Origin of the sequence: Mycobacterium sp. E3251 (assembly GCF_001666835.1) — a bacterium.
Taxonomy (GTDB): domain Bacteria; phylum Actinomycetota; class Actinomycetes; order Mycobacteriales; family Mycobacteriaceae; genus Mycobacterium.
Genome location: NZ_LZJF01000014.1, coordinates 77,737 through 91,612, shown reverse-complemented (window position 1 = coordinate 91,612; position 13,876 = coordinate 77,737). Strand labels below are relative to the sequence as shown.

The following is a 13,876-nucleotide window of genomic DNA, read 5'->3' as shown; positions in this document are numbered from 1 at the left end:
GTTACGGCCGCAACGTTCCGCAGGAAGCGGAACACACGATGCCGCCCACGCTGTACGTGTCCGCGCAGCGACGCGGCTAGGGTGTCACGGCCGCTACCCTCGCCGGTGTGGCCGATCGACCCGCCCGAGTGAGCGACGTGCACAAGATCGCCGCGTCGATGCCGCACGTTCAGCGCCTGGAGGGTCCGAAGGGCAACGCCATCTATCAGGTGGGCGGTAAGTCGTTCGTGTTCTTCCGCACGCCCCAGCCCGACGCGATCGATCCGGCCACTGGCGAGCGCTATGCCGACGTGATCATGCTCTGGGTGGAGTCGGAGAGCGACAAGTTGGCGCTGACCCAGGATCCCGATTCGCCGTTCTTCACCACCGACCACTTTGCCGGACATCCATCGGTACTTGTGCGGGCCGCCCGGCTACCCGAAATCGGCAGGACCGAACTGGCCGAGCTCATCCAGGACGCGTGGCTTTCGCGGGCGTCGAAGAGGCGGGCCACGGCGTGGCTCGCCGACCGCACTTAGTCCCCCGGGCTCCGCTGGCACACTGCCGAATTCACCCTCACGAAGGTTTAGACACAAGTCGAATGGGTAACTATGGTCCACGAGAAATTTTTCTCGACCACATTGGAGGTCACCATGCGTGGCAGCGGAATCATCGGCACCATTGCCCTGGTATGGCTGCTCATCGGGGTGTTTGCGGCATGGCAACGCGACTACTTCAAAGGTGACTCAACCAGTTGTGTAACGGCGGGAAACATTGCGTTGACCGTCATCGCGGGGCCTTTGAATTACGGGGGCGTCAACCCGAAAGTCAAGGACTGCCATGTTCCGCAGCCCAGTTCAATGCCTGGTGTCCTAGTGCCCCTCACCTAAAGGAGTCGTCATGATCGTCCTCGGCGTAGTCCTACTTATTCTCGGGTTTGTGTTCAGCGTCCCCCTGCTTTGGGAGATCGGCGTCGTCGTGCTCGTCATCGGCGCCGTGCTGTGGATTATGGGCTCGATCGGCCGCCCAGTCGCCGGCCGGCGCTACTGGTATTAGCCACTTCGCCGGGAAAACGGGATCGCGCGACTGCTCAGCGGTCGCGCGATCCCGTTCACAGGGTGCGCAAAGGTAGGCCATAGCGGCGGCTCAGGGCGGTGCGCATACTGGAACTTGTGACGCATCCCCGATCCTCCGTCGAGCGGGTCGTGATGTGTCGTGCCGATGGGAACCCGATCAACGTATTGGTCGTGGACGACGAGTCGGTGCTTGCCGAAATGGTGTCGATGGCGCTGCGCTACGAGGGCTGGAACATCGCGACCGCGAGCGATGGGGCATCCGCCATCGCCGCCGCCCGCGCCCAACGCCCCGACGTGGTCGTCCTCGATGTGATGCTGCCCGATATGAGCGGGCTCGACGTCTTGCACAAGCTGCGCGAAGAGACCCCGCAGCTGCCCGTGCTCTTACTGACGGCCAAGGACGCCGTGGAAGACCGCATCGCCGGGTTGACCGCGGGCGGCGACGACTACGTCACCAAGCCGTTCAGCATCGAAGAGGTGGTGCTGCGGCTGCGGGCGTTGCTGCGACGCACGGGAGTGACGACGGTGGACAGCGGCGCGCAGCTGGTGGTCGGTGATCTGGTGCTCGACGAGGACAGTCACGAGGTCACCCGGGCCGGCGAGCCAATTGCGTTGACCTCCACCGAGTTCGAGTTGCTTCGATTCATGATGCGCAACTCCAAGCGCGTGCTGAGCAAGGCCCAGATCCTCGACCGGGTATGGAGCTATGACTTCGGCGGCAGGTCCAACATCGTCGAGCTCTATATCTCGTATCTGCGCAAGAAAATCGACAACGGTCGCGACCCCATGATCCACACGCTGCGTGGCGCGGGTTATGTCCTCAAGCCGGCTCGCTAGAAGCGATCGCAAGCGCGGCGAAGCCGGGCGAAGCGGGTCGCGACCGTCGGCCAGGAGCGATCGCAAGCGCGGCGAAGCCGGGCGAAGCGGGTCGCGACCGTCGGCCAGGAGCGATCGCAAGCGCGGCGAAGCCGGGCGAAGCGGGTCGCGACCGTCGGCCAGGAGCGATCGCAAGCGCGGCGAAGCCGGGCGAAGCGGGTCGCGACCGTCGGCCAGGAGCGATCGCAAGCGCGGCGAAGCCGGGCGAAGCGGGTCGCGACCGTCGGCCAGGAGCGATCGCAAGCGCGGCGAAGCCGGGCGAAGCGGGTCGCGACCGTCGGCCAGGAGCGATCGCAAGCGCGGCGAAGCCGGGCGAAGCGGGTCGCGACCGTTGGCCAACGCGCGGCGGGCCTGGTCCCTGCGGCTGCGGTTGCTGGTCGGGCAGATCGTCGTGCTGGCCATCGTGTGTGTCGGCATCACCGCGGTGACCGAGCTGGCGCTGAACCACCACCTGGTCAAGCAGCTCGACGGGCAACTGGCGGGCACGTCGTTCCGTTCGGCGCTGATGTACCCCGAACCGAACCGCCCGCGGCGCGAGCACTCGTACTATCCCCGCCCCGGTCCGGGCCCACGATTCCTTGACGCCCCCGGTCAGCCGGCGGGCATGGTGGCCGCGGTGGTCAACCATGGCAAGACTGTGGACGCCGGCTACCTCACCAGCAGCGGCACCCGGGCCGCGCTGACCCCGGCCGCCCAGGCGCAGCTCGAGCAAATCGCCGGCAGCCGTGCGCCGGTCACCCTGGACCTGGACGGGCTCGGCCGGTATCGGGTGGTCGCGGCCCCGAGTCGCAATGGAGGCGACACCATCGTCACGGGCCTGTCGATGGCCAACGTCGACGCCACCCTGATCCGGATGCTGGTCATTTTCGCGATCGTCACCGCGGTCGCGCTGGCCGCCGCGACGATCGCCGGGGTCGTCATCATCCGGCGGGCGCTGGCTCCGCTGCGCCGCGTCGCGCAGACCGCGAGCAGGGTGGCCGACCTGCCGCTGGATCGCGGTGAGGTCGAGCTGCCGCTGCGGGTGCGCGAATCCGACGCGAACCCCTCCACCGAGGTGGGCCAGCTGGGGTCGGCTCTTAACCGGATGCTCGATCACATCGCGGCCGCGCTGTCGGCCCGGCAGGCCAGCGAGACCCGTGTCCGCCAGTTCGTCGCCGACGCCAGTCACGAACTGCGCACGCCGTTGGCCGCGATCCGCGGATACACCGAACTGACCCAGCGCATGGGTGACGACCGGGAGGCGGTGGAGCACGCGATGAGCCGGGTGGCCTCCGAGACCGAACGGATGACGCGCCTGGTGGAGGACCTGCTGCTGCTTGCCCGGCTGGACTCCGGCCGGCCGCTGGAACGCGAGCCGGTCGATCTGTCGCGGGTGGCGGTCGACGCGGTCAACGATGCGCACGTCGCCGGGCCGGACCATCAGTGGGAGCTCGACCTGCCCGAGGAACCCGTGATCGTCACCGGTGATGCGGCCCGGCTGCACCAGGTGCTGGCCAACCTGCTCGCCAACGCCCGCCTGCACACCGGCGCGGGCACGGTCGTGACCACCCGGTTGAGCACCGAGCCGGCGAACACCGTGCTGCAGGTCATCGACAACGGCCCCGGCATCCCGGCGGCGCTTCAGTCGGAAGTGTTCGAGCGGTTCGCCCGTGGTGATACCTCGCGTTCCCGCAAGGGTGGGAGCACCGGGCTGGGTCTGGCGATCGTCTCAGCCGTCGTCAAGGCCCACGACGGAACGATCACCGTGGACAGTTCACCCGGCCACACCGAGTTCACGGTGCGGTTGCCACTCAACGGGTGGCAACCGCCCGCGTCCTCAGCTAGCTAGAGCAATTGACGTCGATTTCGAACGGCTTGTTCACCGGTTGCATCGGGTTGGCCATGTCGACCCCGGTGGCTGTCCCGGTGATCTTGTAGCTGTTGCCGTTCTTCTCGGCGGAGGCGTTACCCTGGCCGGTCCCAGAGGTGTAGCCCAGCGTCACACCGTTGACGTTGCCCAGCCCGACCGACTTCACCTGGGGCGGGTTGGCGTCGGTGAGCACGGCGGCGATGCCGGTCGCGGCGCCACCGATCGCGATGTTGGTGTTACCGCCGGCCGTGGTGCAGACGACGGAGCCGCTCACGTTCTGGTCCTTGCCGTCGATGATGACCTTGGTTCCGCTGGCAGCGCCCGCCGAGGTGTTCACCGCGGAGCTGGTGCCCGAACCGCCCGAACTCGACTTATTGCTGGAACAGCCGGAAATACCGGCGGCCAGAACTGCCGCTCCGACCACCGCGACCATCAGTCCACGCTTCACATGTTCTCCTTTGCCCGAAAGTTGCGACCCTCGGCATTGAGGGCCGTCTGGGGCAGTATGCGGTTTAACTGAGCCGAACATCTAGGGTTCCGGATAATTGTTTGAGTCTTCGTTGGCCGGTCGACAATATGCGCCGCAACGCCTCGCGAAATGGTGCGTTGGTGGCACTGTATTGGCGTGGAGCGCACACCCCCCACCGCAGTCATCGAGGCGGCGCATCGCGCGCACACGCTGCCATTCGATGACGACGCGGATTTTCACAACGCCGATCGCGGATTCATCGCCGCCCTGTCCCCGTGCGTCATCAAGTCGGCCGACGGACGAGTGGTCTGGGACAACGACGCCTACTCCTTCCTCGGTGGTCCCGCCCCACCGTCGGTGCACCCCAGCCTGTGGCGGCAGTCCACGCTCGCCGCCAAACAGGGCCTCTACGAAGTGGTTCCGGGCATCTACCAAGTCCGTGGCTTCGACCTTTCGAATGTCACGTTCGTCGAGACCGACACCGGCATCATCGTCATCGACCCGCTGGTGTCCACGGAGGTCGCGGCGGCGGCACTGGCGCTGTATCGCGCGCACCGCGGGGGCGACCGGCCCGTCGTCGCGGTCATCTACACCCACAGCCACGTCGACCACTTCGGCGGCGTGTTGGGCGTCACCTCACAGGCGGATGTGGACGCGGGCGCGGTGGCCGTGCTCGCACCGGAAGGCTTCGTCGAACATGCGGTCCAGGAGAACGTCTACGCCGGTCCGGCCATGACGCGCCGGGCGACCTACATGTACGGCACCCTGCTGTCCCGCGGACCGCGGGACCAGGTGGGATGCGGGCTGGGCCAGGCGACCTCCACCGGCGAGGTGGCGATCATCGTCCCCACCCTCGATGTCCGCGAGACCGGCGAGAGACACACCATCGACGGTGTTGAGATCGAGTTCCAGATGGCGCCCGGCACCGAGGCGCCCGCCGAAATGCATTTCTACTTCCCGCGTTTCCGCGCGCTGTGCATGGCCGAGAACGCCACCCACAACCTGCACAACCTGCAGACCCTGCGCGGTGCCCTGGTGCGCGACCCACACGCCTGGTCCGGTTATCTGACCGAGGCCATCGACGTCTTCGCCGACCGCGCCGATGTGGTGTTCGCCTCCCATCATTGGCCGATCTGGGGGCGGGAGAGCATCGTCGAATTCCTGTCGCTGCAGCGCGACTTGTACGCCTACCTGCACGACCAGACGTTGCGACTGCTCAACCGCGGCCACACCGGGGTCGAGATCGCGGAGATGTTCCAGATGCCGCCCGCGCTCGAGCGCGCCTGGCACACCCACGGGTATTACGGGTCGGTCAGTCACAACGTGAAGGCCGTCTACCAGCGTTACATGGGCTGGTTCGACGGCAACCCGGCCCGATTGTGGCCGCATCCGCCCGAGACGCTCGCGCCGCGTTACGTCGAGGCGATGGGCGGAATCGACCGGGTTGTCGAACTGGCCCAGACCGCATTCGACACCGGTGACTTCCGTTGGGCGGCAACGCTGCTGGACCACGCCATCTTCACCGACAGCGCGCACACCGTCGCCCGCGCGCTGTACGCGGCCACGCTCGAGCAGCTGGCCTACGGCGCCGAGAATGCCACCTGGCGCAACTTCTTCCTCAGCGGCGCAACGGAATTGCGCGGTGGGAACTTCGGCACCGCGACTCAGGTCACCTCGCCCACCATGCTTTTGCAGCTGACCCCGGAGCAGATCTTCGACAGCCTCGCCATCCGTGTCGACGGGCCGCGCAGCTGGGATCTCGACCTCGCCATCGACATCGCCTTCGCCGATCTGGCCGCCAACTACCGGCTCACCCTGCGCAACGGGGTGCTCGTGTACCGCAGGGTGGCGGCCGACCCCGCGACCGCGACGGTCACGCTCGAGCTGGCCGGCAAGTCCCGGCTGCTAACGGCGGCGCTGGGCGACTTCGCCTCGCCCGGCCTACAGGTATCCGGCGACCAGGCGGCACTGCGGGCATTTCTGGATGCGCTCGATCAGCCGGACCCGAGCTTCGACATCGTCACGCCGTGACGTCGATGACGACCTTGCCCAACACCTTCCGGTCGGCCACATGCCGCAGCGCGGCGGCGGTTTCGGACAGCGGGAACCGCGCGCCGATGTACGGCCGGATCGTGCCGGCGGCGAACATCTCCGACAGCTCCCGCATGTCGCGGACGGCCTCGTCGGGGTGGTCGGTCATGAATGTGCGGATCTCCATGCCTCGCACGCAGATGTCCTTGAGCAGAACGAGATTGAGGGGGATCGCGGGTATCGTGCCCGCCGCGTAGCCCAGGGTGACGAAGGTGCCGCCGCGCGCCAACCCGCGCAGCGCCGGCTCCGCGTACGGCCCGCCGACCGGGTCGATGATCACTCGGGCGGCGTCGCCCGTGAGCTCGCGGATGCGCGACTTCAAGTCTTCACGCTCATAGTCGACTGTCGCCTCGGCGCCCCGCCGCCGGCACAGCTCGAGCTTCTCCGGGCTCGAAGCGGCCGCCAGCACCCGGGCCTTCATGGCGACGGCCAGGTCGACGGCGGCCAGCCCGACACCGCCGGCGGCGCCCAGCACCACGACCCAATCACCTTCTGCCACCGCGGCGGTCGAGCGCAGTGCGTGGTAGGCGGTGCGGTAGGTCACGCCGAAGGCGGCGGCCGACCCGAAGTCGGCGTCGTCGGGCACGGGCGCCGCCTGGCTCGCGTCCAGCAACGCCAGTTCGGCGAACGCGCCGAAGGTGGTCCCGGAAACCCGCTGCCCCGGTTGGAAGGGCGCGCCTGCGCCGGCGGCGATCACTTCACCGGCGATCTCGTTGCCCGGTATGAACGGTGGCGGAATCTTCACCTGATACTTGCCGGCGATGAACAGCACGTCGGGAAAATTGACCGCGGCGGCGTGCACCCGCACCAGCAGCTGCCCCGGGGCCGGAACCGGGTCATCGACGTCCTCGAGGACAAGGTCTTCCGGAGTGCCGTAGGAACGGCAGACGACGGCGCGCATCAACCGACCCCCAGGCCGCGCAGGCAAAAGCCCACCAGGTGTGCGATGTCGTCGGATTCAGGCCGGTCGGCCGACCCCACATATCGGCGCATGTTCGCGGCGGTGCAACTGAACACGGCCTCGACGTCGCGCTCGACATCGCTACTTCCCAGCGCCGCAACGGGTTCGACGAGCAGATCGCGTAGCGGTCGCAACATCTCCTGATCGGCCGCCCGCCAATTCGCGCCGGCCGACATCTGTCCGACGGCCGCCCGGCTCAGGCTGCTCAGGTGCGGATCGGCCACTTGCGCGAGCGCGCCCTCGATCCAGCGGGCGACCCGATCGCGCGGCTCGCGCTCCTTGGCCATCTGGTGCTCGAGGTAGGACACGACGATGGCCACGCCGCGTTCCATGACGGCCAGGATGAGATCGTCCTTACCGGCGAAATACCGGTAGAACGCCTTGTTGGAGGAACCGGCCTCGGCGACGATATCGCTCACCCGAGGTGGCTCCGGCGCGACCCGTTCCATGACACGGACCGCCGCGGCCAGTATGCGCTCCACCTCCTCGGTAGCCTCCCGCTGGCGGTCGTCGAGCGCCCGTTCGACCGCCGCGGTCACCCTGCTGCTCACGGCGAATCAGGCAGCGCCGGCACACGGTTGACGAGGTCGCCGTACTTGGTGCGTGCGGCCTCCCGCCGGATGTCCAGCAGTTCGCTCGGCCACTCGGCGTCTTCGGACTCGTAGTGTTTGAGCAGCAGCCGCGCCAGGTTGACCTTGTGGGCCTCGGTCGGCCCGTCGGCCAGGCCGAGCGCCACCCCGCCGAGCAGCACGTTGACCAGCGGCAGCTGGTCGGTGGTGCCCAGCGCGCCGTGCACCTGGATCGCCCGCAGCCCAATCGATTTCAGCACCTGGGGGGCCAGGATCTTGCAGGCGCCGATCTCGGCGCGGGCCGCATGCTCCCCGGCGGTGTCGATCAGCCACGCCGCGTGCAGCACCGCAAGCCGGAACGGCATCAGCTCGGTGTAGGAGTCGGCGATGAATGCCTGAACCAGCTGCTTATCGGCCAGCGAACTGCCCTGCGTGAAACGGCTTTTCGCACGGCGCGCCATCATCTCCACCGCGCGCTGGGCCACCCCGATCGACCGCATCGCATGGTGCAGCCGCCCGCCGGCCAGCCTGGTCTGCAAGATCATGAAGCCTTGGCCCGGTTCACCCAACAGCGCGTCCGACGGCACCCGGACGCCCTCGTAATGCACCAGGGAGTGCCCGGGTTCGTGCGGCAGCGCGCCGACCAGGTGGTGGGTGGCCTCGATGGTCAGCCCGTCGGTACCGGCCGGCACCAGGAACGTCGAGGCGCCCCGATGGACGGGCACGTCCGGGTCGGTGATCGCGACGACGATGAAGAACGAGGCGACGGAGGCGTTGGAGGAGAAGTACTTTCGACCGGTGATCACCCAGTCGTCGCCGTCGCGGAAGGCGCGCGTCCGAAACACCCGCGGGTCGGCGCCACCCTGCGGCTCCGTCATCGAGAAGCACGAGAAGATCTCCCCGGACAGCAGGCCGGCGAGGTAGCGGTCCTTTTGTTCCTGCGTTCCGAAGCGCGCGATGATTTCGGCGTTGCCGGTGTCGGGCGCCTGCGTACCGAAAACGATTGGCGCCCAGGGACTGCGGCCCAGAATCTCGTTGATCAACGTCAGCTTGACCGCGCCGAAGCCCTGGCCCCCGAGTTCGGGGCCCAGATGCGGTGCCCACAAGCCTTGGTCGCGGACCTGCTGCTTGAGCGGATCGACGATGCGACGGCGTTCTTCATTCAGTGGCAGAAACTCGCAACCCGGGAACAGCACCTCGAGCGGCTCGACCTCTTCGCGGACGAAGTCGCGGACCCAGTCGATTTTCCGCTGGAAGTCCGGTTCGGTGGAGAAGTCCCACGACATTCGAATGCTCCTACTCTTTTATTGGCGGCGACCCGCCGCCCGGCTCGCCACGCTAGGGAATTCCACCGTCGGCGCGCAGGATCGAACCGGTGGTGAAACTGGAGGCGTCCGATGCCAGAAACAGTGCGGCCCCGACGATTTCGGCCGGTTCTCCGGCGCGCTGCAGCGCCAGGTGCTTGAACGGCGTGCCCTGGGCGGCGTCGAGATTCCACGCTTTGCTCACGTCGGTGAGGAAGGGGCCGGCCATCAGCGTGTTGACCCGCACCACCGGCCCGAACGCCTTCGCCAGCGCCTCGGTCATGGCATTGAGCCCGGCCTTGGCGGCGGCGTAGGGAACGATGTCGGGAGTGGGGCGCAACGACCCGGCCGTGCTCACGTTGATGATGGACCCGCGGCCGGCCGCCACCATCCGCTGGCCCACCAACGCCGACAACCGGAACGGCCCTTTGAGGTTGAGGTTGAGAACCGCGTCGAACAGTTTCTCGGTGACGTCGGTCAGCTTGTCGTACAGCGGTGACATGCCGGCGTTGTTGATCAGCGTGTCCACCTTGCCGAACCTGTCGTAGGTCGCGTCGACCAGGCCGTCGAGTTGGTCCCAGCGCCCGACGTGCACCTGGTACGGCATAGCGGAGCGCCCGGTTTCTGCCTCGATTTCTTTGGCCGTGCTCACGCAGTTGTCCATGTTGCGGCTGGCGATCACCACGTCGGCGCCGCAGCGCGCGGCGGCGAACGCCATCTCGCGGCCCAGTCCTCGGCTTCCGCCGGTGATCAGCACGACCCGGTCGGTCAGATCGAAAAGCCGGTCGGCATAACCCATCTCAATGGCCCCTGGTCAGTTCGGCCGCCGTGGCGATCAGCTGCGGGATCATCGTCCCGAAGGCATCCTGGATCTTGGGGTCGACCTTCCCGGACTTCACTCCCGCAGCGTAGGTCTTTTCCAGCACGATGCCGAGCTTCCAATTCGCCAGCACCAGGTAGTAGTCGATGTTTTCGGTGGAAAGCCCGCTCACCGACTCGTAGTGCCGCAGCAGTTCGCTGCGGGTGGGCATGCCGGTCATGTCGAGATAGAACCCGTCGGCGCGCGGCTCTTCGCCGTCGTAGCCCAGCAGGCACCACGCCAGGTCCAGCAGCGGGTCGCCGACCGTCGTCATCTCCCAGTCCACGATCGCGGCGAGCCGCGCCGGCTCCCCATGGGCGAACATCACGTTGGCGAATTGGTAATCGCCGTGCATGATGCCCGGTCGGTAATGCGCGGGCCGATTGTTGCGCAGCCACTCCGAGGCCTCGTCGAGGCCCGGTAGGTCGCGCACCTTGTAGGCGTCGAGGAAGGTCAGCCAGCGGTCGACCTGTCGCTCGTGAAATCCGTCCGGGCGGCCGAAGCCGTCCAGACCTTGAGCCCGCCAGTCCACCCGCCCCAGCTTCGCCGCGCCCTCGACGAGCTGAAAGGCCAGCCCGCGCCGGGCGTTCAGGTCGGTGTCGAACGGCGGTTGCCACCCGCCGTCCATCGGGCTCCAGCCGTCGATGGCCTGCATGACGTAGAACGGCATGCCGAGCAGGGTGCCGGTGTCGTCGGCGGCGATCAGCGCCGCGTGCGGGACGTCGGTGCCGGACAGGGCACGCACCAGCCGGATCTCGCGCAGCAAGCCGTCGATGCGCGCCGCATCGGCGCGGGGGCCGGGCATCCGCAGCACCATCCGCTCGCCGCCGCGGTCGAGCAGATACAGCGTGTTCTGCGAACCGCCCTTCAGCTGCTCCAGCCGCGGTTCCTCACCGGCGCCCGGTGCACCGTTCGCATCCAGCCAGCGGGCAAGAACCCCCGCGTCAAGCCGGTCCTGATCCATCGTCGTCATCCGCACACCCCGCTCTCTGTGTGGAGAATAGCATTCTCCACGCGGGCCGCTGCCCCTTTCGTTCAGTCCGGCTTGTGCGCGGTGAGCAGAAACCCGGGCGCCATGAAGTGGCCGTCGTCGTCGCGTTCCAGGTGTGCCAACGGACCATCGGAAACCGCGGGCGCGTTGCCGTACACCTTGGCCGGGCGCAGCTCGTCGACCCGCCAGAGCGCCGAGACGGCGTCGCGCAGCTCGGCTTCGGCGAAGCCGCGCGGCCCTTGATCGGCGTCGCCCAGCGCGCCGGCGGCGAAGGCAAGGATGTAGAGCGCCGCCCCGGGGGCGGCCGCCCGGAGGATCGACTGCAGATAGTCCTGGCGCTTCTCCGGCGGCAGCGCATGGAACAGCCCGCTGTCCATGATCGTGGCGAAGCGGCCGTCATAACCGCGGAAGTTTGTGACGTCCGCCTGCGCGAAAGTCGCCGTCGTCAGTCCTTGTTCCGCGGCCGCCATGGCGGCGGCCTCGATCGCGGTGGCGCTGCTGTCCAGGCCCACCACGGTGTGCCCCCGCGCGGCCAGGGCCAGCGACAGCGCCGCATGGCCGCAGCCGGCGTCCAGCACATCGCTTCGGATACTGCCCGCGTCGATCAGCATGGCCAGCTCGGGCTGCGGCCGCCCGATGCTCCATGGCGGCGGCGTCTCCTGCCGGTACGCCACGTCCCAATCCCTGCTCGGCTCGGTCATTCGCCCTCCTCGCGGTCGGCCTCCTGCTGAGCCCCATTTTGCGCGGACCGGTCCGCATGCTTTGAATGAACACGTCGCGCTCAACCACAGACAGGGACACACCCATGCAATTGCTTCTGGTCCGGCACGCCCTGCCGCTGCGCAGCGAACACGGCGAGGGCTCCGACCCGGACCTGTCGGACGAGGGGCTGGCGCAGATCGAGCGACTTCCCAAGGCGCTGGACCGGTTTCCCATCTCCCGGGTGGTGAGCAGCCCCCAGCGGCGCGCCATCCAGACCGCCGAGCCGGTCGCCGCGGCGCGGGAGCTCACGGTCGAGATCGACGACCGATTCGCCGAATATGACCGGGATCTCCCGCTGTACATCCCGGTCGAGCAGATCCGCCAGGAAATGCCCGAGGAGTGGGCGCGCCTGGCCCAGGGGCACCTGCCCAGCGCGGTCGACGAGGACGCGTTTCTGGCCCGGGTGCGCGCGGCGGTCGACGACCTCGTCGCCTCCGTCGATCCCGAGGACACCGTCGCAGTGTTCAGCCACGGCGGGGTGATCAACGTCCTGTTGCACCAGATTCTGGGGACGTCCCGGCTGTTGTCGTTTCCCGTCGACTACGCGTCGGTCACCCGGCTGCTGTTCTCGCGATCCGGTCAGGCGACCGTCGCGGGGGTCAATGGAGTCGAGCACGTGTGGGACCTGCTGCCGCGAAATCAGAGGTGGTAAACAAGTCCGGTGACTTCAGCTGACCAACTCGAGGGCCTCGACCTGGCCTCGCTGGATCGGTACCTGCGTTCACTGGGCATCGGACGCGACGGTGAGCTGCGCGCGGACTTCATTTCCGGTGGCCGTTCCAACCTGACGTTCCGCGTCTATGACGACGCCACCAGCTGGCTGGTCCGGCGCCCGCCGCTGCACGGCCTGACCCCGTCTGCGCACGACATGGCCCGCGAGTACCGGGTCGTCGCCGCGCTGCGGGACACGCCCGTCCCGGTGGCGCGCGCGATCGCGCTGTGCGAGGACGACTCGGTGCTGGGCGCGCCGTTCCAGATCGTCGAATTCGTGGCAGGCCAGGTGGTGCGCCGTCGCGCCCAGCTCGAAGCCTTCAGCCACACCGTCATCGAGGGCTGCGTCGACTCGCTGATCCGGGTCCTCGTCGACCTGCACAACGTCGACCCCGAGGCCGTGGGACTGGCCGATTTCGGCAAGCCCAGCGGTTACCTGGAGCGCCAGGTGCGGCGGTGGGGTTCCCAGTGGGCGTTGGTGCGGCTGCCCGACGACCGCCGCGACGCCGACGTCGAGCGCCTGCATTCCGGTCTGCAAGAGGCCATCCCGCAGCAGAGCCGCACGTCGATCGTGCACGGCGACTACCGGATCGACAACACCATCCTGGACGCCGACGACCCGACGAAAGTGCGCGCCGTGGTCGATTGGGAGCTGTCCACCCTCGGGGACCCGCTCAGCGATGCGGCCCTGATGTGCGTGTACCGCGACCCGGCGCTGGATTTGATCGTCAACGCGCAGGCGGCCTGGACGTCACCGCTGTTGCCGACGGCCGACGAGTTGGCCGACCGGTACTCGCTGGTCGCCGGCCTGCCGCTGGCGCATTGGGAGTTCTACATGGCCCTGGCTTACTTCAAGCTGGCCATCATCGCCGCCGGCATCGACTTCCGCCGGCGGATGTCGGACCAGGCTCGCGGGATGGACTCCGACCACATGCCGGAGGTCGTGGCCCCGCTGATCTCCCGCGGGCTGGCGGAGCTGGCCAAGCTCCCCGGTTAGGCCCTAGCGCGCCGCCGCGTGATGCTTCTTGGCCGCGCGGCGCAGTTGCAGGATTCGCGCGGTACCGACGGCCACCGTGATCAGCCCGCCGACCACCGCCGCCAGCAGGATGGCCACGCCCAGCGGCAGGCGCCAGTGCCAGCCCAAGAACGTAAAGGGCGTCTCCGCCGTGTTCTGGGTGATGAAGATCAGCAGCAGAATCAGAATCAGGAAGCCGCCGATCAGGGACGACCACAGCGCGCCGGCGCGGGTGAACCCGATCGCGGGCTCCTTGGGCGCCGCGCCCTGCTTGGGTGCCGCTGCGGGTTTGGGGGGCGGCTGGCTGGGCGAGGCAGGGGGATGGCTGCTCATAGGGTCATCTTTGTCCCATCCGGCACAGAAT

16 protein-coding genes are annotated in these 13,876 nt (G+C 67.9%); 8 read left to right on the top strand and 8 right to left on the bottom strand.

The window, feature by feature from the left end; genetic code table 11:
- Window positions 1-107 precede the first annotated feature (107 nt).
- The 5 genes from A5697_RS02160 (at window position 108) to A5697_RS02145 (ending at window position 3,759) form a co-directional block, all read left to right on the top strand.
- Complete coding sequence (locus A5697_RS02160; protein ID WP_068007544.1) at window positions 108-518, top strand: MmcQ/YjbR family DNA-binding protein; 411 nt, start codon at window positions 108-110, stop codon at window positions 516-518.
- A 102-nt stretch (window positions 519-620) separates the two neighbouring features.
- Entirely contained in the window at window positions 621-869 is a 249-nt protein-coding gene (locus A5697_RS02155; protein WP_046182738.1) for a hypothetical protein, read from the top strand.
- Between the two features lie 10 nt (window positions 870-879).
- Window positions 880-1,035, top strand: coding sequence for a DUF6131 family protein (locus A5697_RS27950; protein ID WP_090419013.1), 156 nt, complete (start codon window positions 880-882; stop codon window positions 1,033-1,035).
- A gap of 152 nt (window positions 1,036-1,187) precedes the next feature.
- Window positions 1,188-1,892: a response regulator transcription factor gene (locus A5697_RS02150; RefSeq protein WP_066954966.1), complete on the top strand. Its 705-nt coding sequence runs from the start codon at window positions 1,188-1,190 to the stop codon at window positions 1,890-1,892.
- A 370-nt stretch (window positions 1,893-2,262) separates the two neighbouring features.
- A complete protein-coding gene (locus A5697_RS02145; protein WP_197500889.1) occupies window positions 2,263-3,759 on the top strand; it encodes a cell wall metabolism sensor histidine kinase WalK in 1,497 nt (498 codons plus the stop codon).
- Here A5697_RS02145 and A5697_RS02140 read toward each other — a convergent pair.
- Entirely contained in the window at window positions 3,752-4,228 is a 477-nt protein-coding gene (locus A5697_RS02140; protein ID WP_067944537.1) for a lipoprotein LpqH, read from the bottom strand. The two genes, A5697_RS02145 and A5697_RS02140, sit on opposite strands and share 8 nt — an antisense overlap.
- Before the next feature lie 177 nt (window positions 4,229-4,405).
- Between A5697_RS02140 and A5697_RS02135 the strand changes: the two genes are divergently transcribed.
- Window positions 4,406-6,280 carry an alkyl/aryl-sulfatase gene (locus tag A5697_RS02135; protein WP_369806036.1) on the top strand — a complete coding sequence of 625 codons (1,875 nt, stop codon included), beginning with the start codon at window positions 4,406-4,408 and terminating at the stop codon, window positions 6,278-6,280.
- On the opposite strand, the gene A5697_RS02130 is transcribed toward A5697_RS02135, so the two are convergent.
- From A5697_RS02130 to A5697_RS02105, 6 genes are all read right to left on the bottom strand, one after another.
- Window positions 6,270-7,241, bottom strand: coding sequence for an NADPH:quinone oxidoreductase family protein (locus tag A5697_RS02130; protein WP_067944535.1), 972 nt, complete (start codon window positions 7,239-7,241; stop codon window positions 6,270-6,272). The two genes, A5697_RS02135 and A5697_RS02130, sit on opposite strands and share 11 nt — an antisense overlap.
- Complete coding sequence (locus tag A5697_RS02125; RefSeq protein ID WP_067944534.1) at window positions 7,241-7,852, bottom strand: TetR/AcrR family transcriptional regulator; 612 nt, start codon at window positions 7,850-7,852, stop codon at window positions 7,241-7,243. The genes A5697_RS02130 and A5697_RS02125 overlap by 1 nt, the downstream gene beginning before the upstream one ends.
- Window positions 7,849-9,156 carry an acyl-CoA dehydrogenase family protein gene (locus tag A5697_RS02120; RefSeq protein ID WP_068007537.1) on the bottom strand — a complete coding sequence of 436 codons (1,308 nt, stop codon included), beginning with the start codon at window positions 9,154-9,156 and terminating at the stop codon, window positions 7,849-7,851. The genes A5697_RS02125 and A5697_RS02120 overlap by 4 nt, the downstream gene beginning before the upstream one ends.
- 52 nt (window positions 9,157-9,208) lie before the next feature.
- A complete protein-coding gene (locus A5697_RS02115) occupies window positions 9,209-9,973 on the bottom strand; it encodes an SDR family NAD(P)-dependent oxidoreductase (protein WP_068007534.1) in 765 nt (254 codons plus the stop codon).
- A gap of 1 nt (window position 9,974) precedes the next feature.
- Window positions 9,975-11,006, bottom strand: a complete 1,032-nt coding sequence (locus tag A5697_RS02110; protein ID WP_068007532.1) for a phosphotransferase family protein — start codon at window positions 11,004-11,006, stop codon at window positions 9,975-9,977.
- 62 nt (window positions 11,007-11,068) lie between these two features.
- Entirely contained in the window at window positions 11,069-11,725 is a 657-nt protein-coding gene (locus tag A5697_RS02105) for a class I SAM-dependent methyltransferase (RefSeq protein WP_068007529.1), read from the bottom strand.
- A 104-nt stretch (window positions 11,726-11,829) separates the two neighbouring features.
- On the opposite strand from A5697_RS02105, the gene A5697_RS02100 reads away from it, so the two are divergent.
- Entirely contained in the window at window positions 11,830-12,438 is a 609-nt protein-coding gene (locus tag A5697_RS02100; RefSeq protein ID WP_067943302.1) for a histidine phosphatase family protein, read from the top strand.
- 9 nt (window positions 12,439-12,447) lie between these two features.
- Complete coding sequence (locus tag A5697_RS02095; RefSeq protein WP_068007526.1) at window positions 12,448-13,494, top strand: phosphotransferase family protein; 1,047 nt, start codon at window positions 12,448-12,450, stop codon at window positions 13,492-13,494.
- A 3-nt stretch (window positions 13,495-13,497) separates the two neighbouring features.
- Here A5697_RS02095 and A5697_RS02090 read toward each other — a convergent pair whose 3' ends face one another.
- Window positions 13,498-13,845 (bottom strand): lipopolysaccharide assembly LapA domain-containing protein, encoded by a 348-nt coding sequence (locus A5697_RS02090; protein ID WP_068007522.1) that lies wholly within the window; start codon window positions 13,843-13,845, stop codon window positions 13,498-13,500.
- Between the last annotated feature and the right edge of the window lie 31 nt (window positions 13,846-13,876).

Bases quoted from the DNA above. Each gene is read 5' to 3' on its own strand.
- A5697_RS27950 (WP_090419013.1), top strand. From the start codon at position 880: ATGATCGTCCTCGGCGTAGTCCTACTTATTCTCGGGTTTGTGTTCAGC.
- A5697_RS02150 (WP_066954966.1), top strand. From the start codon at position 1,188: ATGTGTCGTGCCGATGGGAACCCGATCAACGTATTGGTCGTGGACGAC.
- A5697_RS02130 (WP_067944535.1), bottom strand. From the start codon at position 7,241: ATGCGCGCCGTCGTCTGCCGTTCCTACGGCACTCCGGAAGACCTTGTC.
- A5697_RS02120 (WP_068007537.1), bottom strand. From the start codon at position 9,156: ATGTCGTGGGACTTCTCCACCGAACCGGACTTCCAGCGGAAAATCGAC.
- A5697_RS02115 (WP_068007534.1), bottom strand. From the start codon at position 9,973: ATGGGTTATGCCGACCGGCTTTTCGATCTGACCGACCGGGTCGTGCTG.
- A5697_RS02110 (WP_068007532.1), bottom strand. From the start codon at position 11,006: ATGACGACGATGGATCAGGACCGGCTTGACGCGGGGGTTCTTGCCCGC.
- A5697_RS02105 (WP_068007529.1), bottom strand. From the start codon at position 11,725: ATGACCGAGCCGAGCAGGGATTGGGACGTGGCGTACCGGCAGGAGACG.
- A5697_RS02100 (WP_067943302.1), top strand. From the start codon at position 11,830: ATGCAATTGCTTCTGGTCCGGCACGCCCTGCCGCTGCGCAGCGAACAC.
- A5697_RS02090 (WP_068007522.1), bottom strand. From the start codon at position 13,845: ATGAGCAGCCATCCCCCTGCCTCGCCCAGCCAGCCGCCCCCCAAACCC.